Source organism: Nesterenkonia pannonica, from assembly GCF_019575955.1.
Lineage (GTDB): Bacteria > Actinomycetota > Actinomycetes > Actinomycetales > Micrococcaceae > Nesterenkonia > Nesterenkonia pannonica.
In genome coordinates this window covers 1074518-1097594 of the sequence record NZ_CP080575.1, presented here as the reverse complement: position 1 = coordinate 1097594, position 23077 = coordinate 1074518, and the positions used below count along the sequence as shown (strand labels likewise).

Here is a 23077-nt window from a genome sequence, read left to right as displayed (position 1 = left end):
CCGTGGTGAACCGGTGGACGACCGTGCCTGAACCGTGAAAGCCGTAGTTGGGACGAAGCAGGTTCTCACGATGGCCCGGGAATCCATGTAGCTAAGCAAAGAGCTCCTGCGCCACTCGTTCGGCATCGAGCACCTGGGGCGTGCTGCTTCCCGATCTGGACGTGTAGGCGACGTTCTCCCCGCCGGACAGGCAGTAGGCATTCTGCATGCCTGCACTGATGTGCGCCTCATCGTGCCAGATGTGCTGGACGTTCATCGTTAGGTATGACCATTCGGCCGCGCCTGCCTCAGACGCGCTCAGCGGCTCCCACTGCTGCAGAGCCTCCACGCCCCTCTGCGATCGCGCCTGGTTCACCAGCGAGACGAATGCTTGATCCACGTCGGACCAATGGTGGGCGGGCTCTGGGTGATCCGTCCGCGGCTCGCTGAGCCATAGGCCCGCAGAGGTGAGGGTCGCCAGGATCAGGGCGGTGATCAGCACACGTATGCCCGACTGATGCAGTCCCGCCACGCCCTGGTCCTACTTTCTTCACAGCGGGCGCTTCACCTGACCTACGGATTCGCATCGTCATGATGAGGCCCGGCCCATCCGTACCATGGGCCGGACCTCATCATGGGGTTTGGGGCGGAGGCGTGGGCCTCCGCATGGGGTCAGAGTTCGACGTCGAAGGTGTCGTCCGTGCCGGGGGCGGTTCCGTCGTCCTCGTCTGCCGGAGCTGTGCTGTCGAGCTGCGGCTCGTCTCCTGGCCGGAGCCGACACCTCCTCCGGCCTCGCGCAGAATCCATATGTATCCCTCCATGCGGGCGACGGTCTCGCCGAACAGAACGTCCGGCCCTGAGCCGAGGCTCGCGGAGGAGCCCGGTTCGCTTTCGCTGCCGCCGTCCTCCTCGTCCTCGGGCGCGGAGCCCTCATCGTCGGAGGGGTCCGCCTCGGCGTCGGGGTCCTCGGAGGCGGGAGGTTCGGTCTGCGGGGTCATGGGCAGGCTCAGCGGAAGGGGCGTGACGCTGAAGCTGGCAGGCTCGGCACCGTCCTGGTCGCTGTCGTCATCGACTCCGATGGGCGGCGCGTCCTCGTCGTCGTCACCGTATGCCTCGAACCGCAGGGAGGTCAGAGTCGTGTACCTGTCCCCGTCTGGACGAGGCGGACGAAGTGCCGGATTCCGGTGGCGCCGCCTGACACTTCGATGACGACCGGGACTGCCACGAGCTCGCGTCCGCTGAAGGGTCGCCGACGCCCAGGCCTGCGCCGTCCTGGGGTCGCCCTCATCGCCGGCGTCCGCTTGGTCTGCAGGTGAAGGCGTCTCGGCACCGTCCGGCCCTGTGCCCTCACTGTCGGTGAGGTCTCCGAATTCCCCGCTGCCTTCGCCCTGCCACGGTGAGACGCCGAGATCGAAGACGACCTTCTCCCCGTCTCCATGACGCGGTATTCGACGCTCTGCTCATCGGCGATGAGGTCGAGGTCATCGATGTACCGCGCGTACTGGTTCTCTTCAGGGAATGCCTGAAGCTGGCGGGCGAACTGCTCGCGCCGTTCGGTCAGAGCCTCTGAGTCCTCGGCAAGCTGCTCCAGCTGCGACTGCAGAAGCGCGTTGTGCGCCTCGGCCGTCTCCCGCTGCGATTCGGCAGCGGCAGCGTTCTCTCGCTGGGGCATGATTCCGAAGAACAGTCCGGCGGTGACCACCAGTACGCCGATGAGAAGCGTGACCAGGAGGGTCACTCGAATCTTAGGGCTCATTCTGCGACCTCCGGGACGGTGAACAGTGACTCTTGAAGCTGGAGCTGCATGAGGACCTCGTAGCCTTCGCTTTCGTCGCCCTCCATCTGCACCACTGTGGCTTCGTCGAATCCGGGGACGTCCTCGAGTCCGCGAGTCCAGACGGCCAGTTCGGGAGGTCCCCGGACAGGGCGGTGAATTCGATGTACCCCGCCCGCTCCCCTTCGACGTAGGGACCCTCGCGCTGGTCGTAGGGCTCCAGCGGGCTTGCTGAGTCGATGCTCAGCGCTTCGATGCGCACGTCCGACGGGATGCTGCGTCGCAGCTCGGCCATGATGTCGAACCAGCTGATGTGGGTGAATGTGGCCGCTTCGGCAGCTGAGCCGAGCGCCTCGACCGTGTCTGCGAGTTCGCGGGCCTCCTGGAACTGAGCCTGGGCGGCGGTGAGGTCGGTGGAGAGCTGCTCCGCTGCCTGCTGCTCGGCCTGGGCCTGGCGTGCGTCCTGCCACGCGATGAGGGTGAGCCCTGCCATGAGGGCGGCGACCGCCAGCACGGCGAAGCCGCCGGCGCTCTGTGCGGCACGGGTCCGCTTCGCGTCCTGAAGCTCGGGCGGCAGGAGGTCGACTGCGGGAGGAAGCCCCATAGGCAGGCTCTTCCTCTGCGCGAGCGTCTGGTTGAGCCGGTCCTTGAATGTGCCGCGGCTGCTCTTCTTCTCCAGTCCGGCTGCTGAGAGATTGTTCAGCTGCTCTGCAGTGGTCTCAGGCCGCGACTGTGCGCCAGCGGCAGCGGAGCCGCGGGCGCGGTCCGGGCGAGCGGCCGAAGGCGCCTTGCCGTCGCGTTTCAGCGGCGGGAGCTTCTCCGCCTTGTCCGAGCGCCTGGCTGCGTGCTCGGCCTTTGCCGCCTGCGCTGCCTTGCGGGCGTCGCTCTTCGTCGCTCCTCGTGCTCTGCGGGTCTTCTTCGCGGACTGCGCAGCGAGCTTCTTGGCCCGCTCGGCAGCTTTTGCCTCCTCCTTGGCCTTCTTGGTCCGGGCTGCGGCTTGGCGCTTGCGCTCCTTCGGCGTCAGCGGGCGCTCATCGTCCTGCGGCGGCCGCAGCTTGTCTGCCATGCTCCGACCTCTGGGCGATTGGGGCCTCGGGGCACGTCGGGTAAGCTCATCCGCGGAGGAGCGTCCGGAGCCTCCTGCGGGCGGCGGGGAAGCCATGCGCGCCCCTGCTGGCGAGGCGGCGCGCTTCCTGCTGGCGCCTCGTCGCTCCTGGTCATAGGGCTCGAGCTCTTTGGCAGGGGCCTTGGGGGCTGCGCTGGCCGGGGCTCCTGCGGCTGTGGGCTTGGAGACTCGAAGGTTCGGGCGGGCCCTGCGTCGGGCACTGTGTGCTCTTGGGGGCGCCGCGTCTCGTCCTGTGACATCGCCATGGCACGTTCCCACAGGTCGGAGCCGATGGTTCCTTCCTCAGCCGCCAGGCGCAGGGCGTCAGTGAGGTCTTGGGTGTTGGTGGCGTTGTCGTAGTAGTAGTCCTGGGAGGGCGGCGCCAGCGGCTCGTAGTCCGAGGGGCGGGGCTCCTCTCGGCCTCGTCGCTGAGGGCCTGTGCGGCGGCCCACAGGTCACGTCCGCGTTCGTCGAGGGGCTCGTCGATGTCGAAGGTCTCTTCTGGACGGTTCGGGTCGGGGCTCATAGCCAGCTCTCTCCTCCCATCGCGAGGCCGATGGCTGCAGAGGGCGCCGCGATGCGCATCTCCTCTGCGCTGATGGTGTCGTGGAGGCCGAAGCCGCCAGTCGGGTGGGCGATCTTTGTGATGTCGCCGAAGAGTCCGGAGAATCGCTCGAAGACGGCGGGTGAGTGCATATTTCGTCCTGACAGCAGGACTGTGTCGATCTTCTGTCCGGTGCTGTTGGCCCAGTAGTAAGCGGTGCCGTGGGCTGCTTTCGCGATCTGTTCGCTGGCCTCGCCCATGGCCTCGTTGAAGCGCTGGGGGTCCTGTGCGCGGGGTCGCGTGGCCAGCTCTGCCGTGAGCTCTTCGTGTCCGAGGCCGAGCACCTGCTCCATGTGGGCGGTGACGTCTTCGTCTCCGGCGGGAATGATGCGGACGAACCGCGGCACGCGGTTTGTGGCGATGAGCACTGTGGTGGATGAGGGCGCCTGGTAGATCAGGGCGATCGTTCCGTTGGAGTATTCGCCCCAGAGGTGCACGCGAGACAGGGCGAAGGGAATGAGGTCAACACGGTGCGTGCGCAGCTTGGCGATGCGTATGGCGCGCACTGCTTCGTCGATGGCGTGCTTGGCGGCCGCGACGACGAGGCCGTTGACGCGACCGGCGTCGTTGGGGTGGCGTTCGATGGGGTAGAAGTCGATGAGCGCATCTTCGGAGCGGAAGGGAAGTATTTCCTCGACGAGAGCGGGAAGCGCCTCTCGCACGCGGGAGGCGGGCTGGTCGTCGACGGTGAAGGGCCGCACGAGGACTCGTTGGTTTCCGACTCCTAGGGCCACTTTGTTGGTGCTGAAGCTCCCCTTTTCCCAGAGGCGCTTCAGGGCATCGCCGACGGTGTTCGGCTCCATGACCTCCCCATCTTCGACGGCGCCGGAGGGGAGGGCGATCCGCGCGAATCGCCTGACCTGGGGTCCTTTCTTGGGGTGGGTGGTCACTTCGACGCCGCGCACCGAGCTGGTGCCGAAGTCGATGCCGACTACACGTTCGGGTGCCTTGAGAGGGCTCATGGGGTGTCTTCCAGGGGGTGAAGGGGGTCGGTGTGTGGGACGCCAGGCTGAACAGGTCGAGGTACCACCCGGTGAGCGCGCCGCCGCAGAGGATTCCGAGTGCCGCGCCTGCAAGCATTGACGGACCGAAGGGGATTCTGGTTCTGCGTCCCTCGCCGGTGGCTGCGGCGCGGACCAGGCCGAAGACTGTTCCGATGGCGAATGCTGCGATGGCTCCGGCGGCGAGTGCGCCCCAGCTGTGCCAGGCGAGGAAGAGGCCGAGTCCTGGAGCGAGCTTCACGTCGCCTGCGCCCATTCCGCGCGGGGCGATGAGCCAGAGGCATAGGTAGAGGAAGAACAGGAGGAGTGCGCCGAGTGCCGCGCGGCCGAGCTGCCCCCATTGGCCGAGCAGACCTGCGGCGAGCGTGAATGAGGCCGCCCCTGTGATGAGGAGGCCGAGGGTGAGGGCGTTGGGAAGCCTGTGGGTGTCGAGGTCGATCAGGGCGAGCGCCATGCCGATGCCGATGAGTGCCAGGTGGGCAAGGAGCACGATGGTGTGGCCTGACCCGGCGAGCACGTCGCCCTGTGCGAGATATTGGGCCGCAGGCACACCCAGCTGCCAGGCAAAGAGGCCGAAGAGGGCTGCGGTGAGCAGCTCCACGAGCAGGTATCGGAAGGGTATGGGGTGGTAGCAGTCGTGGCAGCGTCCCATGAGCAGCAGCCACGAGAGGATCGGAATGTTGTGCCAGGCACGGATTCTGTGGCCGCAGGCGGGGCATGCGGAGCGGGGCGCGACGACGGATTCGCTGCGCGGCAGCCGGTAGGCCACGACGTTGACGAACGATCCGATGGCGCCGCCGAGGAGGCCCACGGTCAGAAGCATCGGCATCATGAACCGCCGACTACGTCGCGGTAGTACACGGACCTGATTCGAGGTCGAGGTAGGGCTCAGTGTGGAGCCTGTCTCTGCTGTCCAGGTCCATGGGCAGTCCGGGGAGGAGGTCGTAGTTCATGGCCATCGGGCGCTGGGTGTAGCGGCTTTCGGTGCCGTTGGTGTCGGCGCCTTCGTACCGGCCAAGCGTAGATCTGACCGGAGAAGTCGTTGTTGCTGCCGATGGTCACGCTGCAGGGCGAATACAGCATCATGGGTGTATTCGTGGCGGTGTTGACGTTTTGGTTGAGCCGAAAGCTTCCACCGCTGCATGTGGGCTGGTTGTTGCCGCCGGTGTCCGGTCCGATGGCGAACAGCTGGTAGCTGCCGCCGCCTCGTGAGCTGATGTTGACTCGGTTCATGTCCAGCTTGTCGGTGAGGAAGACGACGTGGTTGCGGAGCTGGAGGTTGTAGGGGCGGGATGTGAACCAGCTCGAGGTGCCTGCCAGCTGGATGCCGTTGGCGCAGCCGCGGGCGTCGACGACCACGCGGCTGTTGGTGCTGAGGGCGTCTTCGACGGCATTTCCGGTGTTGCTGCACTGGCTGCCGCTGAACACGACAGATTGGTATCCGAGGCTTTCGAAGTCGGAGACGCTGGGGTTGAAGGAGTTCCATTCCATGACGCCGGGAGGGTGACGTCCACGCTGCTGCGCGGGTCGAGCTCTCGTGTGCTCCCCACTTGGCCGCGACGCTGCAGACCGCACAGCTGACCGGTGAGGCTGGTGTCTTCTCGAGCTCTCCAGCCGGTGCCTGTGGTACATCCGCCGGCGGTGTGGAGAGTGGCGTCCTGGGGAATGGAGAACCGGCCCTTGATGCTGGCATCCGATCCGACGGTGTTGGAGTGCGGCTGCGGTCCTTCGGGGGACGTATGGTCTGGTCGTGCACGCGCACGTTGCCTTCGACGACACCGGCGGTGAAGCTGAGGCGGCCAGTGACGAGCACGTCTCCTCCGACGGAGGTGGCCCGGCTGCCGTTGCGCTCGATGACCAGGTTTCCTCCGGTCTCGACGTCTCCATTGACACGGCATCCGTCACGCAGCGCGACGCTCTGGTTGCTTTCGACGATGAGGCTTCCGGGGATGGTGGCGCCGTTGCACTGTACGGGGCGGGTGATGGACCGCTCTCGGATGATGAGATCGCCCTTGCTGCTGGAGTGGGGCTGCATGTTGATGTTGAAGCCTGCTGCCCGCACGGCGTACATCGCGACGTTGCCGAGGCGTTCCTCCGGGGTCTCGGGCGCGATCCATTCGTAGACGGCTTCGGCGGTCTGCTCGTCGCCCGAGGCGTCTCGCATGCCTTCGGCTGCGGCTTCGCCGGTGGCACGCAGGTGCACCCAGCCGTCGACGTCGTCAGGGCAGCTCAGGGTGTGCTGTCCCAGTCCACGTCCTGGGGGTCTTCGGCGGCGCTGAATCGGATCTCTGCGGTGAACTGGGGTCGTCGTTGGTGAGGGTGGTGCTGGTGCATCCCTGGTCGACGTGGCTGGTGGCCGTCTCGACGCCTGCATCAGCGGCGGAGGACGATTGGACGGAGGCTCGTGTGGCACTGGTGGTGCTCACGGAGTTGGAGATGAGGACGAGGAAGGTCAGCCCGAGCGCTGAGATGATGACGATGGTGACGATCACGGGGACGAGGCTGGAGCCGCTGTCGACGGCTCGCAGCCGTCGGATGCGGGCGTTCAGCTGCTCCAGCATGTGTTGCTCTCCTCGCTCTGGTATCGGGGAATGCGGTGGTGGTGATGTCGACGGGGTCGGTCCGGTTGGTGTCGACCCTGAGGCTCAGGGTGACGCCGGGGAATGAGGCGATGCCTTCTGAGTCGGCGTTCTCGAAGGACCCTTGGGCTCCTCGCGCCAGGAGGATCTCTCCGCCTCCTCCCGCACGGCCGTAGAGGTTCCCGTCGGCGAAGCGCCAGCTCATGCATTCGCCGCTGCTGGCGTGCTGCGTCCGGACGACGGTGCCGGACGCGGCGACCTGCAGGTGCGCCGCGTTGCGGACTCCCGCTGTGAAGGTGCGGGCGGCTGTCTGCGCCTGAGTGGAGGCGGAGGTCTCGCCGTCGACGAACCCGTAGCCCCGTACTGTGTTCTGGAGGATGGTGGCGACGCCGAACAGCACCCCACTCAGGAGCAGGACGGCGACGATCATTTCGGCCAGGCTGAGCCCGCTCTCGTCGCGGCGCAGCTGCAGCGCGCGACGGGTGATCCGGCTAACCACTGCTGTCCTCGTCACCGATCCGCACGACGGTGCTGACGTCGCCGAAGGCGCGCCCGCCGCCGGTCACCCGGACGGTGACCTTCGCGGTGCCTGGAGTGCTGCACGCTCCGATCTGCCGCTCGGCGACCAGCTCCACACCGTGAGATGTGATGCGTGGGCTCTCCGGAGAGAGCGGCAGCCCACTGTGCCAGCCCCTGGCAGGTGTGCTCCCGCGAGGAGACGTGGGAGATTTCGCTGTTCATCAGCTGGGAGGCTTCGGCCGCGTTGGTGGTCAACCGTGAGTTCTCCAAGGACATATGGAGCATCGGCAGTGCCATGATGGCTGCTACGCCCAGCAGCAGCATGGCAACCAGCACCTCGACCATGCCGAAGCCCTCCTCGTTGGAAAACCGCGTGCTCATATCTGCCTGCTCCGAGTTGTTCGAGGAATTGTCCGCTGAAGAAGCCCGCTGCGTCGGACCTTCGCCGGTGAAATACCGGCGAGGGTCCGACATCATGCAACGAACCAGATTCGGCGAGGATCAGATAGAGACGCCTTCGCAGGTGGTAAGCGTATCTCCGCCGTAGTCCACCGAGAAGCTGATGTTGTCTGTCCCGTCGCCACCGGCCACAGTGACCGTGTACTCGTCGGACTGTCCGTTCAGTGCCTGGACGACCTGCTCACCCATACCAGCGCTGTAGCCGCCCTCTTCGAATGCGGCGGAGGTGTACATGGAGAGTGCGTTCGAGCAGGTGGCGTCAGCCGCGGCCTCTTCCGCCGTCTCCACCGAGGAGAGGTACAGGGGCACTGCGATTGCGGCCAGGACGGCGATGATGAGGACGACCACGAGGAGCTCGACCAGGGAGAAGCCCTGCTCGGACTCTTTCAGCTGGGCGCGCTTCTTGTTGAGGGCGTCGAGGACGCGGTCAAGCGTAGACATAGGTGTGCTTCCTAAGAGTGAAGATGGGAATCGGGACGCACTGCGAGCGCAGGGTCCCCGCGAAGATGCGGGAACCCTTCACGCGCTTCGCGTGCTTCTCAGCCGCCCTACCACAGGTGCTGAGCTGTTTATAAAACTAGCATGCATTCACAGGCGAGATTCAGCTTTTACGGCATTTCTGGATAAAACCCGTATATAACCTCGTAGTTAATACGGGGCCTCGTGATGAACCCCGGGGCACCCCGTAGTCACTAGGGGTCCCGCGGAGATCACCAGCTGATGCGGTCAATGCTGTCGAGCGCCTCTTCGCGAAGATCTGCGCTCAGCGGGGAGGACCCGGCAACATCTGCTGCGGCGTTCTGGGCCTCCGCGGACACCAGGTACGTGGCGAAGGCCGCCGCCAGCTGCGCCTCCTCCTCGGAGTCGTACTGGTTGCACCAGACAGTGTATGAGACCTGCACCAGCGGGTATGCGTCGGAACTCTCCGTATCGCGAGAGAGCACAAAGCCCATGTCGTTGCCCGGCCCTCCATCGGACCGCTCCGAGGCGGCCAGAGCCTCAGCGGCCGCTTCAGCCGAGGGGTCGGTGTAGTCCCCGCCGACGGCCAGGGAGGCTCTCAGCGCGTTCTCCCCACCTGACCGGCGTCAGCGTAGGTGATGCCTCCGTCGTGCCGGGCCAGCTCCTCCAACACTCCGGTCGTCCCTGAGCCGAATTCGGCCGTCAGGTCAGCGGGCCAGTCGCCGCTGGACGACCACTCCCAGTTGTAGGCCGCCTCCTCGAGATATTCGGTGAAGTTCTCGGTGGTTCCGGACGTGTCGGAGCGATGGATCACCGTGATGTCAGTCGAGGAGATCCTCCTCATTGTGCTCCGCAATCCGCGGGTCATCCCAGCTCGCAACCCCGGAGAAGATGTCGGCCAGGACCTCGGGGCTGAGGTTCAGCTCGTCCACCTCCTCAAGGTTCACCGCCACTGCAATGGGAGAGACGTAAGTCGGCAGGTGGAACGCGCCCTGGGGTCCGCAGCGCTCCTGCGACTGTTCGACCTCATCCGGGTCCAGAACAGCGTCCGTGCCTGCGAAGGCATACTCACCCGTGAGCAGGCCAGCCCGACCGTCCCCGAGCCCACCGGCGAGTAGGTGACCTCCGCGCTCGAAGTCTGCGCGAAGATCTCAAGCCAATGATCCATGGCACGCTGCTGAGAGGAGGCTCCCCGCCGTTCAGCCTGCCTTGGACCTCTCCGAAGTCGAGCACCCCATCGCCCGCTTCGAAGTTCCACCCTTCGTGGTAGGCGTCTCGGACGCCTGAGCAGACTGCGCCTCTGCCCCTCATCCGCATCCGCCATGGCTCCGCATGACGTGAGAACCAGCGCTGAGCCGGTGAGACCAACGACGGAGAGTCGCCCAGGGAACCAGTTCATGATATTTCCTTCGTTTTTGATGTGACACTTAAATCAGGAAACTAAATTGATCTTACGGATACGAAAAAGTGAGTCCCGATGAATCGAGGCCCCTTTCGCGCGCACTTGACGGAGGTGCAGAGTTCGCCCGAGCTGCAGCGAGCTATTCCTCGCTGCCTGCTTGGACTCACATCATCTCCTCGAAGACGGAGAACATAGGGAGGTAGAGGGCGACGACCATGCCCCGATGACTGCCCCCACCACCACGATCATCAGCGGCTCGACCAGAGCGGTGAGCCGCTCCGCGGTGAGCTGAACCTCCCGCTCCATGAACTGCGCCACCTGCATCAGCATGGTGTCCAGGGCACCGGTGTCCTCACCGACCGCAGCCAGCTGCGACACAAGAGGCAGGAAGACCTCTTCCTTCTCGAGCATGGTCGCCATCGAGCGACCGTTGCCGACTCCCACTGCGACCCGGTCGACCGCTGCTTGCACCAGCGGCGAACCTGCTGTCTGCTTGACGATCATCAGCGACTGCATGATCGGCACACCGGCCTTCAAGGTGGTGGCGAGCGTCTTGGTGAACCGTGCGATCGCCACCTGTCGGAAGAACTTTCCGAATATCGGCAGCTTGTGCTTGAACTCGTCAACACGCACTGCCACTCGGGGATCCTGTCCATATTTGCGCCAGAGGAACCACCCGGCACCCCCGAGGGCGAGCAGGATGGGCATGATCCAGAGCATGTTGTTGGAGATGCTCACCAGCAGCTGGGTGAAGGCGGGCAGCTCCCCGCCCAGCCCTTCGAACATCTCCTCAAAGACCGGAACGATGAAGATCAGCATGCCGATCACCGCGAGCACCGCGATGGACATGACGATGAGTGGGTAGGCCATCGCCGATTTCACCGTGTCCTTGATCTTCAGCTCCGCGTCGAAGGCATCGGCCGCAGAGACCAGCGCCTCCGAGAGAAAGCCTCCTGTCTCCCCGGACTCCACAAGGTGCACCAGCAGCGGAGGAAACATGCCCGTCTGCTTGTTCATCGCGACACTCAGGAGCTTCCCGCTCGAGATCTCGCCGCACGGCGGTGAACACCTCGGAGAGCTTGGGGTTCTCCGTCTGCTGCTCCAGGATGCTCAGCGAGCGAACGAGGTCAGGCCTGCATCAAGCATGGTGGCCAGCTGCCGGACTGCCATGGAGATATCACGCAGACTCGGGGCCTGGAAGAAGGAGAACTCGATGTCCCGGGTCAGGAGCGTTCCGGACGATTCCTTGACCTCGACCACGACGAGGCCCTGATCCTGAAGCCGGCTGATCGCGTTGCCCCGCGAACCGGCGTCCATCGTGCCGCGGCGCTTCTTTCCCTGCACGTCCCGTGCGGTGTAGGAGAACGTCTTGATATCCGCCATGACTCAGCCCTGCCCGTTCCAGCCCTGGTAGCCGCTGTAGGACGGCGACCCGGGCATGGCCGCAGGCGGCTGCTCGTCCCTGCGGCCGCGGAAGACCGACTGCACCCGCTGACGGAACGATTCCTTGTCCGCCACCTTCTCCTCTGCATCACGAACGGTGATGGCGCCTGCCTCCACCAGTTTGATGAAGTGCTGATCGTAGGTGTGCATCCCGTGGGCGGCGCCGGACTGCAGGACACCCGGCAGCTGGTGCATCTGACCCTCACGGACGAGGTTCGCCACTGCGTTCGTCATCACAAGGATCTCCGTCGCAGCCACTCGCCCGCCGCCGATCTTGGGCACCAAGGTCTGACAGACGACTCCCTTGAGAGTCGAAGCCAGCTGAGCCCGGATTTGGTTCTGCTGATGCGGAGGAAACACGTCAATAATGCGGTCGATGGTCTGAGGAGCCGACTGAGTATGCAGCGTGCCGAACACCAGGTGACCCGTCTCAGCAGCGGTCAGCGCCACTTGGATGGTCTCCAGGTCACGCATCTCACCGATCAGGATCACGTCAGGGTCCTGACGCAGCACCTGTCGCAGCGCCCGCTGGAAGGACTCGGTGTCGTCCCCCACCTGCCGCTGGTTCACAATCGACTTCTTGTGGGGGTGGAGATACTCGATCGGATCCTCGACCGTCATGATGTGCTCGGATCGGGTTCGGTTGATCCGGTCGATGAGCGCGGCCAGAGTGGTGGACTTGCCCGACCCCGTGGGACCGGTCACCAGGACCAGTCCCTTGGAGAGCTTGGAGAACTCCGCCACAGCAGGGGCATGTTCAGGTCGTCGAGATTTCGGATCTTCGTGGTCACGTAGCGCATCACCGTCCCGACCGCACCGCGCTGCCGGTAGACGTTCATGCGGAACCTGGCCTGCGGCGACAGCTCGTAGGCGATGTCGAGCTCACCGTCGTGCTTGAACTTCTCCAGCTGATCGTCGCGCAGAAGCCCCAGCACCTCCTGCTCCACGGTCTCCTGATCCCACACCGGGAATCCGGGAATGGGCTGCAGGCTGCCGTGCTGCCGCATCATCGGAGGGAGGTAAGCGGTGACGTGCAGGTCCGAGCCTTCAGCGGCGACCACCATCGCGAGCGCGTCGCGGAGCGTCGTGGGACCGCGTCGCGTCGAAGGCGCCTGAGCGGCCTTCTGGGCGGCAAACTGGTCGGCTGCAGTCATGGGGCGTGATGGCTGAGCCCCATGCGCGGGCTGCCCGGTCCCGGCGGGCAGCTGGCGCGGGGCTCCGCACTCTTGCTCTGCCGAGACGCACGCGATGAGGGAGCTCCGGGGCGTCGCTGCCGCGGCGCGGCCGCAGGAATCGCCGACTGCGTCTGCGCAGGCGCCTGGGCAGGTATCTGCTGGGTCGACTCCATGTGGGAAGGACGCTCCTGCTGCGCAGGAAGGTCGCGCTGCGTGTCCTCCAAGTGGGACAGGCGCGAACTGCTCTGCGTCTGGGCCGGGACCGGGTGGGATCGGCCCACGGGACGGGTGTTGGTGATCCGCGCTGCCTCTTCGAGCTCACGCACTTCACGGCGGCTCAGCTGCTGGCCCGGACGGCCATATGCGGGACGGCGCTCAGACGACAACGCGAAGCACCTCCTCCACCGTGGTCAGCCCCTGGAGGACTTTGTCCATGCCGTCCTGGCGCAGCGAGCGCATGCCGTTCCTGGTGGCGACATCCTGGATCTCCATGCTCGACGCCTGCTGCACGGCCATCCGCGAGATTTCCGGGGTCACATCGAGAACCTCGTGGACGGCGGCGCGTCCGCGGTAGCCTGTGCCCGCACAGGCGGAGCATCCCACCGGCCGATATGCGTCGCCCTGCTCCAGCTGCTCCCACGAGAGCGCGGAGGACTCCGCCTCCTCCGGGGTCAGCTGGTGGGGCTCCTTGCACTGGCTGCAGAGGCGCCGCACCAGACGCTGGGCGACGACCACGTCAAGCGCCGTGCCGACCAGGAAGGGCTCGACGCCCATTTCGCCCAATCGGGTGACAGCCGACGCGGCATCGTTGGTGTGCAGCGTGGAGAACACCATGTGCCCGGTGAGCGCCGCCTCGATGGCGATGGTGGCCGTCTCCGCATCTCGAATCTCACCGATCAGAGCAATGTCCGGGTCGGAGCGCAGAATGGAGCGCAGCGCTTTGGCGAAGGTCAGTCCTGCCTGGTTGTTCACCTGAACCTGGTTGATGCCCGGCAGCCTGTACTCCACCGGGTCCTCGACCGTGATGATGTTGACGCCGGGGTTGGCGACGTCCTGGATCGTGGAGTAGAGGGTCGTCGACTTGCCGGACCCGGTGGGACCGGTGATCAGGGCCAGACCGTAGGGCTGGGTGTAGGCACAGTGGTACACCTCGAGGTTCCGCTCGGACATTCCCAGTGCTTTGATGTCCAGTGCGGTGGAGGACTGGTCGAGGATGCGCATCACGATCTTCTCGCCCCACACTGTGGGAAGCGTCGCGACACGAAGGTCGATCTTTCTCCCCGAGACTGAGACTGCCATGCGGCCGTCCTGGGAATCCTGCGCTCAGCGATGTCAATGCTGGCCATGATCTTCAGGCGGCTGATCAGGCCCGCCTGAATCTGCTTCGGAGCCGAGGGCATCTCCTGAAGCACGCCGTCGATCCGGTATCGGACTCTGACCTGATCTTCGGCGGGCTCTATGTGAATGTCAGAGGCGCGGTCGCGTATGGCCTGCCCGAGCACCAGGTTGACGAACCGAATGACGGGAGCGTCCTCGGATGCGTCGTCAGAGATCTGGATGGCCTCCTGCGCACCGGAGCCGTCTCCCGAATCCTCTTGGGCCATGGTGTCGGACAGCGATGAGAGCTCAGAGTCGGCGCGATGATGCCGGTCGATGAAGCTGTGGAGATCGCTCGGCGAGGTGAGGACCGGGTAGACCGGCATGGAGAACACGAGGGCGACGTCGTCCAGCGCCACCACGTTCTCGGGGTCGACCATGGCCACCTTGACGTGCGTGGTGCCGTAGTGGGCCACCAGCTCCAGCGCAGCCACCTCATGCTCGTGCGACATGCGCACTGAGAGCTTGTTGACGACCCGCGGGTCGGGCTCCTCCTCGTCCAGGCGGACGAAGGGAACGCCGAGCTGCTGGGCACGTGCCTCGTAGACCAATTCCTCGGGGAGAGTCCCTGTTTGGCCAGTTCTTTGAGTCGACCAAACTCGTCAGCAGTGCCGTTGAGCAGGTGCTCGGCGTTCTGCTGGGTCCAGGCTCCCCGGTCGATCAGGATCTGGGAAAGCGTTTCCATAGCGCCTCTCTGATGCTGAGAGCATCAATGCCGTACTGGCCGCCGAGGAGGGAAGCTCCGGCGGAAGAAGTATCTACGGCTCAGCAAGGTGGTAGGGCGCTGCGCTGAGCAGTCTAGCCCACAACGGCAGGGATGCGATGCCGGGTGCACGACCGCAGGAAATACCCGTGGACATCCCCGTAGAACCCCGGGGCGACGGGGCGGATCCCAGGCCTACAGTGAGCTCAAAGCCTCCCACCTCTACTCGCCCTAAGGCCCACCACCCACATGATGACTACCGCAGAGCCCAGTCGAGCACTCGACAGACCTCTCCCCGGCACGACGACGCCGAATCAGATGCCGAATCCGCCCGAGACGCTCGGCATGCACGCCGGGAGCAGGCACGCCGGTCCCCGCGCAGCCAGCTGGCGGCCACGGGTCTGTACTGGCTCAGCGGCACGCCGGAGCGCTTCAGCGGGGTCCCCGGAACCTGGTCCGTCGTCGGAACCGCGGCTCTTGTCCACCTCAGCCCGAGCGAATACCTCACCATCGACGGGCGGCACCTCCCCACCCAGCACCTCTTTCCTGCCCTGGAGGAGGGTGAGAGCATCACCATGGAGATCCCGAGGGGCCCCGGCCAGCACCAGCAGGTCACGTCCCTGCAGCTCATGCGGCGCGATGATGAGCACATCATTCGGCCGCTCATGGCCGATCATCCCTTCCTCACCGAGTACGCCGGCACCGAGCTCTACCCCTACCATCCCGGGTGGCGCGTCTGGGCCGACTTTGAGCGTCTCGCCGGGGATCGCAGCGGCCCCGTCACCCACAAGGACGCCGACCCGCGCATGTTCGGTGCCGTCGGAGTGGTGCGCTTCGAGGTCTTCGAGCACACGCAGAGCCTGCTCGTGTTCCCCACGGACACGCCCGGCATGATGCGTGCCATCTTCACCGACACGTCGAACGATCCCAACGACTGCCGCTCGGTGCGGGCCCTCCATGTGGCGGAGCCTGGCCCGGAGGACCCGGCCCTGCTCGACTTCAACGAATCGCACAACCTCCCGTGCACCTACACAGAATTGGCCAACTGCCCGCTTCCTCCCGACGGAGGGCGCCTGAGCGTGCCGATCGTGGCGGGCGAGACGCCCCGACCCAGCGCGTTCGGGCACGGGTGGGACGAAATGGGCTCACATGGAACCCGAAGGCCAGCTACGATATCCCTGGCGCATGAGGGTGGGCACAATTTCGGCTGCCTGCTGATGCTCAGCGCATTCAGACTTTTCTATTGGGGACGCGACACTGTGATTACTTTCAACACCTATGCCCGCCTGTCTCGACGAGCTATCACGGCTGCTGCGGCTGCAGGCGCCGCATTGGCCCTGAGCGCCTGCGACACCCTCCAGGCAGTCCCGTCGACTGAGGAGGCGGCTGTGCCGGACAGCGAAGCCGGTGCGAACTACATCAGTCCCGACACGGCCGATGAGCTGCTGGCAACGATCCGATCCGGCGGTCAGTCGGCCTCGCTCTCCTACGGAACCAGCTCCACTATGGGAGATCTCCGCCGCGCCAACCGCCTGCGCGTCGGGGTGAACTACGAGCAGCCGCTCTTCGGATTCAAGGAGTCCGGCACAGAGGCCCCGAGGGCTTCGAGATCGAGCTGGCACGAATCATCGCCGATGAGCTCGCTATCGAGGAGCAGTACATCGAATGGGTCGACGTCGGCGACGGCAGCCGCGAAGAGATGCTCAACGACGGCGAGGTGGACATCGTGATCGCCACCTACACGATCACCCACCAGCGCCGTGAGGAGCTGGGCTTCGCAGGGCCGTACTTCACTGCAGGCCAGTCCATCCTGACCGGGTGGTACAACGAAAGCCTGGTGCGCAGCGAGTACGACCTCATCGACGAGCCCGTATGCACTCTCGAAGACTCCGTCGCCGAGGAGGAGCTTCAGTGGATGGGTGCTGACGTCACGGCTCGCAGCAGCGTCGACGACTGCCTTGAGATGCTCGACGACGGCGACGTCGTTGCCTTCTCAGCGGACAACACCTACTTGGTAGGCGTCGTGCAGGAGAACCCGGGTGAGTACCGCATGGTCGGTGAGCCATTCACGTACGAGCCCTACGGAATCGCCATCGATGTGGACGACGACAACTTCCGCATGTGGCTCAATGACCTCCTCGAGACGGCGTACGACGACGGGCGCTACGAGCAGGCCTGGACGAGCACCATCGGGGACACCCTGGAGATCCCGGAGGAGGGACTCGAGATTGACCGCTACGTCCGCTGATCTCGGACCGACCGGCCGTCGACTAAGGTGATGCTGTGACGTCGTCGTTCTACATCAACGCCAAGCGCTTCGCCGTCGAACCCCTGGTCAAGACGGCATGGCGCCCCTGGGTCAAGGGCTTGGACAACATCCCTGAGGAGGGCGGCGCAATATTGGCCGCGAACCACCTCAGCTTCTTCGACTCCGTGCTGGTGCCGGTCGTTGTTCCACGACCGGTGAGCTACCTCGCGAAGAAGGACTACTGGGAGATGAAGGGCGCCTTCGGGGCCTTCAACCGATGGTTCTTCACCGCCACCGGCCAGATACCCATGGACCGCTCGGGCGGCGCTGCGAGCGCGGACTCTCTGCGGCATGGCGAAGAGGCGCTCAAACAGGGACACCTCCTCGGCATCTACCCCGAGGGAACCCGCTCCCCGACGGCAAGCTCTACCGAGGCAAGCTCGGCGTGGCCAAGCTCGCCCTGCGCGCCGAAGTGCCGGTCATACCGATCGCGCTCATCGGAACAGACAAAGTGCAGCCCATCGAGGACCGGGTGCCGAAGATCCGCCGCGTCGGCATGATCATCGGCGAGCCCCTGCACTTTGACTCCTACTACGCCATGGCTCCGGACCTCTTTGCCCAGCGCGCCGTCACCGACAAGATCATGTACCAGATCATGCGCCTCTCGGGTCAGGAGTACGTCGACACCTACGCCTCAGAGGTGAAGGCGAAGATGGAGTCCGAAAAGAAGAAGTAGCCGCAGCACACGGTCGACTCAATCACCGGAGGAACCGCTGCGACACGTCGCGGCACCCCGGCCCCACGTGTCGCAGCGGAGAAGGCCCCGCATCGCCGCCGGGAGCGCTAAGGTCATCAGCAGGGCTCCGAACTGCGCGCCCATCACGTCCTGCAGGCGCATGCGCCGAACAACAGAATCGGAGACCCTATGACTGTGGGTGCCGCCTCGCCATCTTCCGGCAGAGCGCCCGTAAGCGCGCGCCGCCTCCCCGCGCAGCGGGCTGGTCCCTCCTCGCTGCCGCCGCGCTGACGCTCCTGCTGACCATGAGCCTCTCCCTGCCGCTGGCCACGTTCTCCGGGTTCGGCGAATCCCGCGGCGTCACCTACTTCCACCCCAACGCCCCCACAGGCGAGGGCATCGGCATGCTCATCGGCTTCATCGTGGCAGGCGCCGCTGCTGTCACCGCCTTCCTCATGGCCGCACGCTGGCTACGCATCCTTTCCGGAGCGATCAGTGCCATGGTCGGGCTGTGGGCCTGCGTGAACGGCCTCGGCACCGCCGGCATGAGCTGCACGCAGGAAGCTTCATGGGCATCAGCGCCTCGCCGGGGCCCGGGGCCTACCTGCTCGGGGGCTCGGAGTGCTCCTGGTCCTATCCGCCGTGCCTTGGCGATCCTCCTCCCCGACAGCAGCGGCAGCACCCGGATGCAGAGCAGGGCCCCAGCTGAACTCATCAGCTGGGGCCCCTCGGCGTGATCAGCGCGGCTGAAGGATCACACGCTGTACTCCTCCAGGATGCCGCGGCACTCCTCGAACGCGGCCTCGTTCTCCCAGAAGTCCTCGTCTTCGACCTCGGTCACCAGCGTGCGCTGCAGGATGCAGTACTGGGGCTTGCGCTCCCATTCCTCGTTCTCGTCGAGGCGGTAGAGAGCAGCGTCGCCCTCACCCTCGAAGACGCCGGGGATCCACGAGTGCTCATCCAGTGTTCCCCAGACGGTGTACGAGTTGCAGGACTCAAGCTCCAAGCAGGCTTCCAGAACGTGTTCGTACCGCTGCAGCGCCCCTCGGTGTCCTCCTGAGACATTGAGCCGTCGTCCTCCACCATGCCGCGGACGTCGATCTCCGTCACTGCGGTCTCCAGGCCGAGATCCTCGAATCGCTGCAGGTTGTCCTGGTAGGAGTCGTCGAAGCCGTACTCCATGGACAGGTGGGTCTGCGCACCGAACCCGTGCACCGGAACATCACGGTCCAGCTGCTCCTCGATCAGCTCGTAGTAGGCGTCCGACTTGGCGTTCTCGCCGTCCACTGAGTAGTCGTTGTAGAAGAGCAGTGCGTCAGGGTCCTCCTCGTGGGCCCATTCGAAGACATCGTCGAGGATCTCTGGGCCCAGTTCGCGGATCCAGAGGTTTCCGGACTCGTCCGCGGGACCGTCCCGCAGCTGCGGCTCCTCCTCATCGTCGAAGATCTCGTTGGCGACGTCCCACTGCTGGATGCACCCTGCGTACCGGTCGACCACGGTGCGGACGTGCTCCTCGAGCATGTCGCGCAGCTCATCCTCGGTGTACTCGCCGTCCTCGACGGCCTCTTCGAGCCATTCGGGGTTCTGGGAGTGCCAGAACAGCGCGTGCCCGCGCATATCCATGTCATGCTCCTGAGCGAACTCCACGACCTCGTCGGCCGCCTCGAAGTCAAAGTCTCCCCATTCCTCAGGGTGGATGAACTCCCACTTCAGATAGTTCTCGTGAGTCAGCGAGGTGAACTCGGCAGCGAGCTGATCCCTGTACTCAGCGTCCTCAGGGAACGGGTCCGGGTAGTCCTCCTCCTCGTGGTGGCCTCCCCGGCCGCGACGTTGCCGATCCTCAGGTCAGCCTCCTGCGCCCAGTGTCCGAGCGAGTCCTCGTCGTAGCTGTGGTCAGCCTCTTCGTCGGGCGCGAACCGGCACTCTGAGGCCTGGGCATCGCCGTTCTCGGCCTCGGCCCCATTCTCGTCGCCGTTCTCCGCCTCATCCTGTGCGGCCTCGTCGTCTTCGGGGCTGTCGGCAGCCTCATCCTCGGCGTCACCTGCCTCCTCGCCTTCGGCAGCTGCGTCCTCCTCCGTCTCGGCGGCGGTGTCAGCCTCTTCGTTCTCGCCGTTCTCGCCGTTCTCCGCATCAGCGCAGCCGGTCAGCAGAAGTGCTGTGACACCGAGCCCTGCCGCTATTCGAGCACTCAGAGATGACATAGGGAACCTCCTCGTTCGATGGGTCGTCTGAACCGGACGCAGACGGCGACTCCCCAGCGTGCCGCGTCTGCAGAATCGCGAGAAGTACCACTTTGTCCTGCCGAAAGACTATTTGGGGTGCAAAAGTGTGTCAAGGATCACATTTGCATCGCGGCACAAAAACCCAGGTCAGCAGACGCCGACCTGGGATTCTTTGCTGCTTCAGCACTGTGCGCGAGGGGACTTGAACCCCACGCCCGTGAAGGCACTGGCACCTGAAGCCAGCGCGTCTACCTATTCCGCCACTCGCGCCGTCGCTCCCTGGAGAGCTGCGAACCGCCGAAACAGCGAAAACAAAGTTAACCTACGCGTGCCTCGGCTGTCTAATCGTGGCAGGCGCCGTCATTCCGATACTCTGTGGAGGCCATGGCTAGGGACAGACGCACGCGCAGCTACACCCGCCAGGACCTCAACTACCCCGAGCATCTCCCGGTCACAGGCGAGCGCGACCAGATCCTCGCAGCCCTGGAGGAGAACCAGGTCATCATCGTCGCTAAGCGAGACCGGCTCGGGAAAGACGACACAGCTGCCTAAGATGCTGCTTGAGCTGGGCACCCACCACCATGGGCTGGTGGGTCACACCCAACCCGGCGCCTCGCCGCCCGATCAGTGGCTGAGCGGCTCGCCGAAGAGCTGGAGACCAGCGTGGGCGACGCGGTGGGCTATCAGGTCAGATTCACCTCCGAAGTGTCGGCCGACACCGACATCAAGCTGATGACTGACGGCATTCTTCTCGCCGAGATTCAGCGTGACCCTCAGCTGAAGAAGTACTCCGCCATCATCATTGATGAGGCCCACGAGCGGTCGCTGAACATCGACGTCATTCTCGGCTACCTGCGGCGACTGCTCCCCAGCGTCCAGACCTGAAGGTGATCGTCACCTCAGCGACCATCGACCCCGAACGCTTCGCTGAGCACTTCGGGCAGGCCGACGCGTCCGGCGGCAACGCACCGGCGCCCATCGTGGAGGTTTCGGGCCGCACCTACCCTGTTGAGATTCGATACCGCCCGATGGTGGCCCGAGTCCGAGATCGACGGTGAGCATGAAGCGGCCGATGAGGAGACGGATCCGCTCGAGGCGCTCAGCGCCGCCGTCGTCGAGCTCTCCGAGGAGGACTCAGGAGACATCCTGGTCTTCCTGCCCGGTGAGCGAGAGATCCGTGAAGCGGCAGAGTCTCTCCAGCAGACGGTCAGCGTGCACAGACGGCTGAGCGGCACAGAGGTGCTGCCGCTGTTCGGCAGGCTCTCCTTGGCGGAGCAGCGACGGGTGTTCAGCCCCGGGGCCGTCGCCGCATCGTCCTGGCCACCAACGTCGCGGAGACGTCGCTGACGGTGCCGGGCATCAAGTATGTGGTGGACACCGGCACGGCGCGCATATCCCGCTACTCGACCCGCTCGAAGGTTCAGAGGCTGCCGATCGAACGCGTGAGCCAGGCGAGCGCCGATCAGCGAGCGGGACGCGCGGGGCGGACCAGCCCCGGCATATGCATCCGCCTGTACTCGCAGGAGGACTTCGAATCCCGGCCGGAGTTCACCGACCCTGAGATTCTCCGGACCTCGTTGGCATCGGTGCTGCTGCAGATGTCCTCGATGGGAGTCGTCCGCACCCCTCCGAGCTCCTGGACTTCCCCTTCGTCGAGAAGCCCGACTCCAAAGCGGTCACCGATGCGGTGCGCCTGCTCGAGGAGCTGGGCGCACTGGACGGCCGAGGCCGCATCACCACCGTCGGGCGGCAGCTCTCGAACCTGCCGGTGGACCCGCGGATGGGCCGCATGATGGTCGAGGCTTACCGCAGGGGCTGCCTCACCGAGGTGACCATTCTGGTGGTAAGCCTGTCGATCCAGGACGTGCGGGAGCGGCCCGAGGCTGAGCGGGGCCGGGCTGATGAGCTCCATCGGCGCTTCCAGGACGATGCCTCAGACTTCTCGGCGCTGCTGAACCTGTGGAGGTACATCAGGGAGCAGCAGTCGGAGCTCTCATCGTCGGCGTTCCGTCGGCTCTGCTAAGCGCGAACACCTGAACTGGCTGCGCATCCGCGAATGGCAGGACCTCGTGACGCAGCTGGGTGAGGTCGCTCAGCAGTCCGGCCTCTCCGAGCGCCGGATCCGCATTCGCGACGAGATCGACCACGTGGCTGCGCATGACAGCGTCCACCAGTCGCTGCTGGCCTACCTGCTCTCCCACATCGGCCTGTACAGCCCCGCACCCGCGACTATCAGGGCGCGCGCGGCACCCGATTCGCGGTGTTTCCCGGCTCTGGACTCTTCAAGAAGAACCACACCCTGGTGATGGCCGCCGAACTGGTCGACACGTCCCGGCTCTGGGCCCGGACCGCGGCGAGGATCGACCCGGCGTGGGCCGAGGATCTGGGCTCCCATCTGGTCAAGCGCTCCTACTCGGAGCCGGTGTGGTCCTCGAAACAGGGCGCCGCGGTGGCCACAGAGCGGGTAACGCTGCTCGGGGTGCCTCTGATCGCAGACCGCAGAGTCCTGTACGCGAAGATCGATCCCGCCCACGCCCGTGAGGAGTTCATCCGCAGAGCGCTGGTGGAGGGCGACTGGAGTACCCGCCATCACTTCGACAAGCGCAACAGAGCTCGCCTGCAGGAGGTCGCGGACCTCGAGGACCGCACGGGTCGTCGCGACCTTCGCGCCGCCGATCACGAGCTGATCACGTTCTTCGACGCTCGCCTTCCGCGCAGCGTCACAGGCCAGCGAGCGTTCGACGCCTGGTGGAAGAAGGTCCGCCACGAGACTCCTGAGCTGCTGGACCTTCCTGAGGAGGCGGTGTACCGGCCCGAGGCCGACCAGGTGGACCTGGACGCCTTCCCCAGCAGCTTCGACCACGACGGTCTGGACCTGGAGCTCATATACGCGTACGAGGCGGGAGTGACCGTTAAGGTCCCTGTCCTCTTCCTCAACCAGCTCCAGCCCAACCGCTTCCAATGGTTCATCCCGGGACGGCGCACCGAGATGATCACTGCGCTGATCCGTTCGATGCCGAAGCAGCTTCGGAAGAACTTCGTGCCGGCCCCGACGTCGCCCGTCAGGCCAGGGAGCTCCTGGAGGCCGAGCACGACATTCCCGAGATCCCTTCGTGCCCGCGCTGACCTCAGCTCTTCGGCGCCTCAAGGGCGTCGTGGTGGATGCCGAGGACATCGATCTGCACGCGCTCCCGAGTCCCTGCGCTTCACGTTCGCGGTGACGTCCGAGAAGGGCAGAACGCTGGACAGCTCGGCGGATCTGGAGGAGCTCCAGGTGCGCTTCAGCGGGGAG

The 23077-nt window shown here is 65.3% G+C and carries 33 protein-coding genes, 1 tRNA gene and 4 pseudogenes; 14 read left to right on the top strand and 24 right to left on the bottom strand.

Annotated features, from left to right (window positions below; translation table 11 throughout):
- Positions 1–91: 91 nt before the first annotated feature.
- From K0H76_RS08070 to K0H76_RS08035, 8 genes and pseudogenes are all read right to left on the bottom strand, one after another.
- Positions 92–511 (bottom strand): hypothetical protein, encoded by a 420-nt coding sequence (locus K0H76_RS08070; RefSeq protein ID WP_258935074.1) that lies wholly within the window; start codon positions 509–511, stop codon positions 92–94.
- A gap of 100 nt (positions 512–611) precedes the next feature.
- Positions 612–977, bottom strand: a complete 366-nt coding sequence (locus tag K0H76_RS08065; RefSeq protein WP_258935073.1) for a hypothetical protein — start codon at positions 975–977, stop codon at positions 612–614.
- A 131-nt stretch (positions 978–1108) separates the two neighbouring features.
- A complete protein-coding gene (locus tag K0H76_RS08060; protein WP_258935072.1) occupies positions 1109–1735 on the bottom strand; it encodes a hypothetical protein in 627 nt (208 codons plus the stop codon).
- Positions 1725–2819, bottom strand: a complete 1095-nt coding sequence (locus K0H76_RS08055) for a hypothetical protein (RefSeq protein WP_258935071.1) — start codon at positions 2817–2819, stop codon at positions 1725–1727. The genes K0H76_RS08060 and K0H76_RS08055 overlap by 11 nt, the downstream gene beginning before the upstream one ends.
- Positions 2774–3310 (bottom strand): hypothetical protein, encoded by a 537-nt coding sequence (locus tag K0H76_RS08050; RefSeq protein ID WP_258935070.1) that lies wholly within the window; start codon positions 3308–3310, stop codon positions 2774–2776. Before K0H76_RS08050 ends, K0H76_RS08055 begins: the two co-directional genes overlap by 46 nt.
- A 70-nt stretch (positions 3311–3380) precedes the next feature.
- Entirely contained in the window at positions 3381–4424 is a 1044-nt protein-coding gene (gene pilM / locus K0H76_RS08045) for a pilus assembly protein PilM (RefSeq protein ID WP_258935069.1), read from the bottom strand.
- A gap of 238 nt (positions 4425–4662) precedes the next feature.
- Positions 4663–5286 (bottom strand): annotated as a pseudogene (locus tag K0H76_RS08040) (prepilin peptidase); the annotation flags it as partial.
- Between the two features lie 65 nt (positions 5287–5351).
- The gene (locus tag K0H76_RS08035; RefSeq protein ID WP_258935068.1) at positions 5352–5954 is read right to left on the bottom strand and encodes a hypothetical protein; all 603 of its coding nucleotides are present in this window, start codon (positions 5952–5954) and stop codon (positions 5352–5354) included.
- A gap of 259 nt (positions 5955–6213) precedes the next feature.
- On the opposite strand from K0H76_RS08035, the gene K0H76_RS08030 reads away from it, so the two are divergent.
- Positions 6214–6780, top strand: coding sequence for a hypothetical protein (locus K0H76_RS08030; protein ID WP_258935067.1), 567 nt, complete (start codon positions 6214–6216; stop codon positions 6778–6780).
- A gap of 56 nt (positions 6781–6836) precedes the next feature.
- Here K0H76_RS08030 and K0H76_RS08025 read toward each other — a convergent pair whose 3' ends face one another.
- The 12 genes and pseudogenes from K0H76_RS08025 to K0H76_RS07970 form a co-directional block, all read right to left on the bottom strand.
- Entirely contained in the window at positions 6837–7541 is a 705-nt protein-coding gene (locus K0H76_RS08025; protein WP_258935066.1) for a hypothetical protein, read from the bottom strand.
- Positions 7542–7552: 11 nt separating this feature from the next.
- A complete protein-coding gene (locus K0H76_RS08020) occupies positions 7553–7942 on the bottom strand; it encodes a prepilin-type N-terminal cleavage/methylation domain-containing protein (RefSeq protein ID WP_258935065.1) in 390 nt (129 codons plus the stop codon).
- Positions 7943–8062: 120 nt separating this feature from the next.
- Positions 8063–8461, bottom strand: coding sequence for a prepilin-type N-terminal cleavage/methylation domain-containing protein (locus K0H76_RS08015; RefSeq protein WP_258935064.1), 399 nt, complete (start codon positions 8459–8461; stop codon positions 8063–8065).
- A gap of 269 nt (positions 8462–8730) precedes the next feature.
- Positions 8731–8964, bottom strand: a complete 234-nt coding sequence (locus K0H76_RS08010; protein ID WP_258935063.1) for a hypothetical protein — start codon at positions 8962–8964, stop codon at positions 8731–8733.
- Between the two features lie 113 nt (positions 8965–9077).
- A complete protein-coding gene (locus K0H76_RS08005; protein WP_258935062.1) occupies positions 9078–9293 on the bottom strand; it encodes a substrate-binding domain-containing protein in 216 nt (71 codons plus the stop codon).
- Positions 9294–9300: 7 nt separating this feature from the next.
- Complete coding sequence (locus tag K0H76_RS08000) at positions 9301–9561, bottom strand: substrate-binding domain-containing protein (RefSeq protein WP_258935366.1); 261 nt, start codon at positions 9559–9561, stop codon at positions 9301–9303.
- A gap of 488 nt (positions 9562–10049) precedes the next feature.
- Positions 10050–10898 carry a type II secretion system F family protein gene (locus K0H76_RS07995; protein WP_258935061.1) on the bottom strand — a complete coding sequence of 283 codons (849 nt, stop codon included), beginning with the start codon at positions 10896–10898 and terminating at the stop codon, positions 10050–10052.
- Positions 10899–10991: 93 nt separating this feature from the next.
- The gene (locus K0H76_RS07990) at positions 10992–11264 is read right to left on the bottom strand and encodes a hypothetical protein (RefSeq protein ID WP_258935060.1); all 273 of its coding nucleotides are present in this window, start codon (positions 11262–11264) and stop codon (positions 10992–10994) included.
- 3 nt (positions 11265–11267) lie between these two features.
- Complete coding sequence (locus tag K0H76_RS07985; protein ID WP_258935059.1) at positions 11268–12068, bottom strand: type IV pilus twitching motility protein PilT; 801 nt, start codon at positions 12066–12068, stop codon at positions 11268–11270.
- Positions 12026–12478, bottom strand: coding sequence for a hypothetical protein (locus tag K0H76_RS07980; protein WP_258935058.1), 453 nt, complete (start codon positions 12476–12478; stop codon positions 12026–12028). The genes K0H76_RS07985 and K0H76_RS07980 overlap by 43 nt, the downstream gene beginning before the upstream one ends.
- Positions 12475–12885, bottom strand: a complete 411-nt coding sequence (locus tag K0H76_RS07975; protein WP_258935057.1) for a hypothetical protein — start codon at positions 12883–12885, stop codon at positions 12475–12477. Before K0H76_RS07975 ends, K0H76_RS07980 begins: the two co-directional genes overlap by 4 nt.
- Positions 12875–14427: pseudogene (locus K0H76_RS07970) on the bottom strand (type II/IV secretion system protein). The gene K0H76_RS07975 and the pseudogene K0H76_RS07970 overlap by 11 nt, the downstream one beginning before the upstream one ends.
- Positions 14428–14698: 271 nt before the next feature.
- Here K0H76_RS07970 and K0H76_RS07965 point away from each other — a divergent pair.
- From K0H76_RS07965 to K0H76_RS07945, 5 genes are all read left to right on the top strand, one after another.
- Positions 14699–16309, top strand: coding sequence for a DUF1684 domain-containing protein (locus tag K0H76_RS07965; RefSeq protein WP_258935056.1), 1611 nt, complete (start codon positions 14699–14701; stop codon positions 16307–16309).
- Complete coding sequence (locus K0H76_RS07960) at positions 16225–16827, top strand: transporter substrate-binding domain-containing protein (protein WP_258935365.1); 603 nt, start codon at positions 16225–16227, stop codon at positions 16825–16827. Before K0H76_RS07965 ends, K0H76_RS07960 begins: the two co-directional genes overlap by 85 nt.
- A 35-nt stretch (positions 16828–16862) precedes the next feature.
- Complete coding sequence (locus tag K0H76_RS07955) at positions 16863–17387, top strand: 1-acyl-sn-glycerol-3-phosphate acyltransferase (protein WP_258935055.1); 525 nt, start codon at positions 16863–16865, stop codon at positions 17385–17387.
- Positions 17360–17563 carry a hypothetical protein gene (locus K0H76_RS07950; RefSeq protein WP_258935054.1) on the top strand — a complete coding sequence of 68 codons (204 nt, stop codon included), beginning with the start codon at positions 17360–17362 and terminating at the stop codon, positions 17561–17563. The genes K0H76_RS07955 and K0H76_RS07950 overlap by 28 nt, the downstream gene beginning before the upstream one ends.
- A 305-nt stretch (positions 17564–17868) precedes the next feature.
- Complete coding sequence (locus K0H76_RS07945; protein ID WP_258935053.1) at positions 17869–18300, top strand: hypothetical protein; 432 nt, start codon at positions 17869–17871, stop codon at positions 18298–18300.
- 17 nt (positions 18301–18317) lie between these two features.
- Here K0H76_RS07945 and K0H76_RS07940 read toward each other — a convergent pair whose 3' ends face one another.
- From K0H76_RS07940 to K0H76_RS07925, 4 genes and pseudogenes are all read right to left on the bottom strand, one after another.
- Positions 18318–18569 carry an endo-1,4-beta-xylanase gene (locus K0H76_RS07940; protein WP_258935052.1) on the bottom strand — a complete coding sequence of 84 codons (252 nt, stop codon included), beginning with the start codon at positions 18567–18569 and terminating at the stop codon, positions 18318–18320.
- Between the two features lie 122 nt (positions 18570–18691).
- Positions 18692–19276, bottom strand: a pseudogene (locus tag K0H76_RS07935) (endo-1,4-beta-xylanase); the annotation flags it as partial.
- Between the two features lie 14 nt (positions 19277–19290).
- Positions 19291–19764, bottom strand: coding sequence for a hypothetical protein (locus K0H76_RS07930; RefSeq protein ID WP_258935051.1), 474 nt, complete (start codon positions 19762–19764; stop codon positions 19291–19293).
- Between the two features lie 210 nt (positions 19765–19974).
- Positions 19975–20055: transfer RNA gene (locus tag K0H76_RS07925), tRNA-Leu, on the bottom strand.
- 114 nt (positions 20056–20169) lie between these two features.
- Between K0H76_RS07925 and K0H76_RS07920 the strand changes: the two genes are divergently transcribed.
- From K0H76_RS07920 to K0H76_RS07885, 8 genes and pseudogenes are all read left to right on the top strand, one after another.
- Positions 20170–20337 carry a hypothetical protein gene (locus tag K0H76_RS07920; RefSeq protein ID WP_258935050.1) on the top strand — a complete coding sequence of 56 codons (168 nt, stop codon included), beginning with the start codon at positions 20170–20172 and terminating at the stop codon, positions 20335–20337.
- Between the two features lie 75 nt (positions 20338–20412).
- Positions 20413–20670: a hypothetical protein gene (locus K0H76_RS07915; RefSeq protein ID WP_258935049.1), complete on the top strand. Its 258-nt coding sequence runs from the start codon at positions 20413–20415 to the stop codon at positions 20668–20670.
- A 2-nt stretch (positions 20671–20672) separates the two neighbouring features.
- The gene (locus K0H76_RS07910; protein WP_258935048.1) at positions 20673–20843 is read left to right on the top strand and encodes a hypothetical protein; all 171 of its coding nucleotides are present in this window, start codon (positions 20673–20675) and stop codon (positions 20841–20843) included.
- Positions 20794–21132 (top strand): hypothetical protein, encoded by a 339-nt coding sequence (locus K0H76_RS07905; protein ID WP_258935047.1) that lies wholly within the window; start codon positions 20794–20796, stop codon positions 21130–21132. The genes K0H76_RS07910 and K0H76_RS07905 overlap by 50 nt, the downstream gene beginning before the upstream one ends.
- Positions 21133–21134: 2 nt before the next feature.
- Complete coding sequence (locus K0H76_RS07900) at positions 21135–21578, top strand: hypothetical protein (protein ID WP_258935046.1); 444 nt, start codon at positions 21135–21137, stop codon at positions 21576–21578.
- Complete coding sequence (locus K0H76_RS07895; RefSeq protein ID WP_258935045.1) at positions 21473–21808, top strand: hypothetical protein; 336 nt, start codon at positions 21473–21475, stop codon at positions 21806–21808. Before K0H76_RS07900 ends, K0H76_RS07895 begins: the two co-directional genes overlap by 106 nt.
- Positions 21809–21854: 46 nt before the next feature.
- Positions 21855–22091 carry a hypothetical protein gene (locus K0H76_RS07890; RefSeq protein WP_258935044.1) on the top strand — a complete coding sequence of 79 codons (237 nt, stop codon included), beginning with the start codon at positions 21855–21857 and terminating at the stop codon, positions 22089–22091.
- Positions 22046–23041 (top strand): annotated as a pseudogene (locus K0H76_RS07885) (DUF3418 domain-containing protein); the annotation flags it as partial. The gene K0H76_RS07890 and the pseudogene K0H76_RS07885, both read left to right, overlap by 46 nt.
- Between the last annotated feature and the right edge of the window lie 36 nt (positions 23042–23077).

Excerpts from the sequence above, each read along its gene's own strand:
- K0H76_RS08065 (WP_258935073.1), bottom strand. The coding sequence starts at position 977 with ATGACCCCGCAGACCGAACCTCCCGCCTCCGAGGACCCCGACGCCGAG.
- K0H76_RS08060 (WP_258935072.1), bottom strand. The coding sequence starts at position 1,735 with ATGAGCCCTAAGATTCGAGTGACCCTCCTGGTCACGCTTCTCATCGGC.
- K0H76_RS08055 (WP_258935071.1), bottom strand. The coding sequence starts at position 2,819 with ATGGCAGACAAGCTGCGGCCGCCGCAGGACGATGAGCGCCCGCTGACG.
- pilM (WP_258935069.1), bottom strand. The coding sequence starts at position 4,424 with ATGAGCCCTCTCAAGGCACCCGAACGTGTAGTCGGCATCGACTTCGGC.
- K0H76_RS08035 (WP_258935068.1), bottom strand. The coding sequence starts at position 5,954 with ATGGAATGGAACTCCTTCAACCCCAGCGTCTCCGACTTCGAAAGCCTC.
- K0H76_RS08020 (WP_258935065.1), bottom strand. The coding sequence starts at position 7,942 with ATGAGCACGCGGTTTTCCAACGAGGAGGGCTTCGGCATGGTCGAGGTG.
- K0H76_RS08015 (WP_258935064.1), bottom strand. The coding sequence starts at position 8,461 with ATGTCTACGCTTGACCGCGTCCTCGACGCCCTCAACAAGAAGCGCGCC.
- K0H76_RS07995 (WP_258935061.1), bottom strand. The coding sequence starts at position 10,898 with ATGAACAAGCAGACGGGCATGTTTCCTCCGCTGCTGGTGCACCTTGTG.
- K0H76_RS07990 (WP_258935060.1), bottom strand. The coding sequence starts at position 11,264 with ATGGCGGATATCAAGACGTTCTCCTACACCGCACGGGACGTGCAGGGA.
- K0H76_RS07980 (WP_258935058.1), bottom strand. The coding sequence starts at position 12,478 with ATGACTGCAGCCGACCAGTTTGCCGCCCAGAAGGCCGCTCAGGCGCCT.
- K0H76_RS07965 (WP_258935056.1), top strand. The coding sequence starts at position 14,699 with ATGCCGGGTGCACGACCGCAGGAAATACCCGTGGACATCCCCGTAGAA.
- K0H76_RS07945 (WP_258935053.1), top strand. The coding sequence starts at position 17,869 with ATGAGCCTCTCCCTGCCGCTGGCCACGTTCTCCGGGTTCGGCGAATCC.
- K0H76_RS07930 (WP_258935051.1), bottom strand. The coding sequence starts at position 19,764 with ATGTCATCTCTGAGTGCTCGAATAGCGGCAGGGCTCGGTGTCACAGCA.
- K0H76_RS07920 (WP_258935050.1), top strand. The coding sequence starts at position 20,170 with ATGGCTAGGGACAGACGCACGCGCAGCTACACCCGCCAGGACCTCAAC.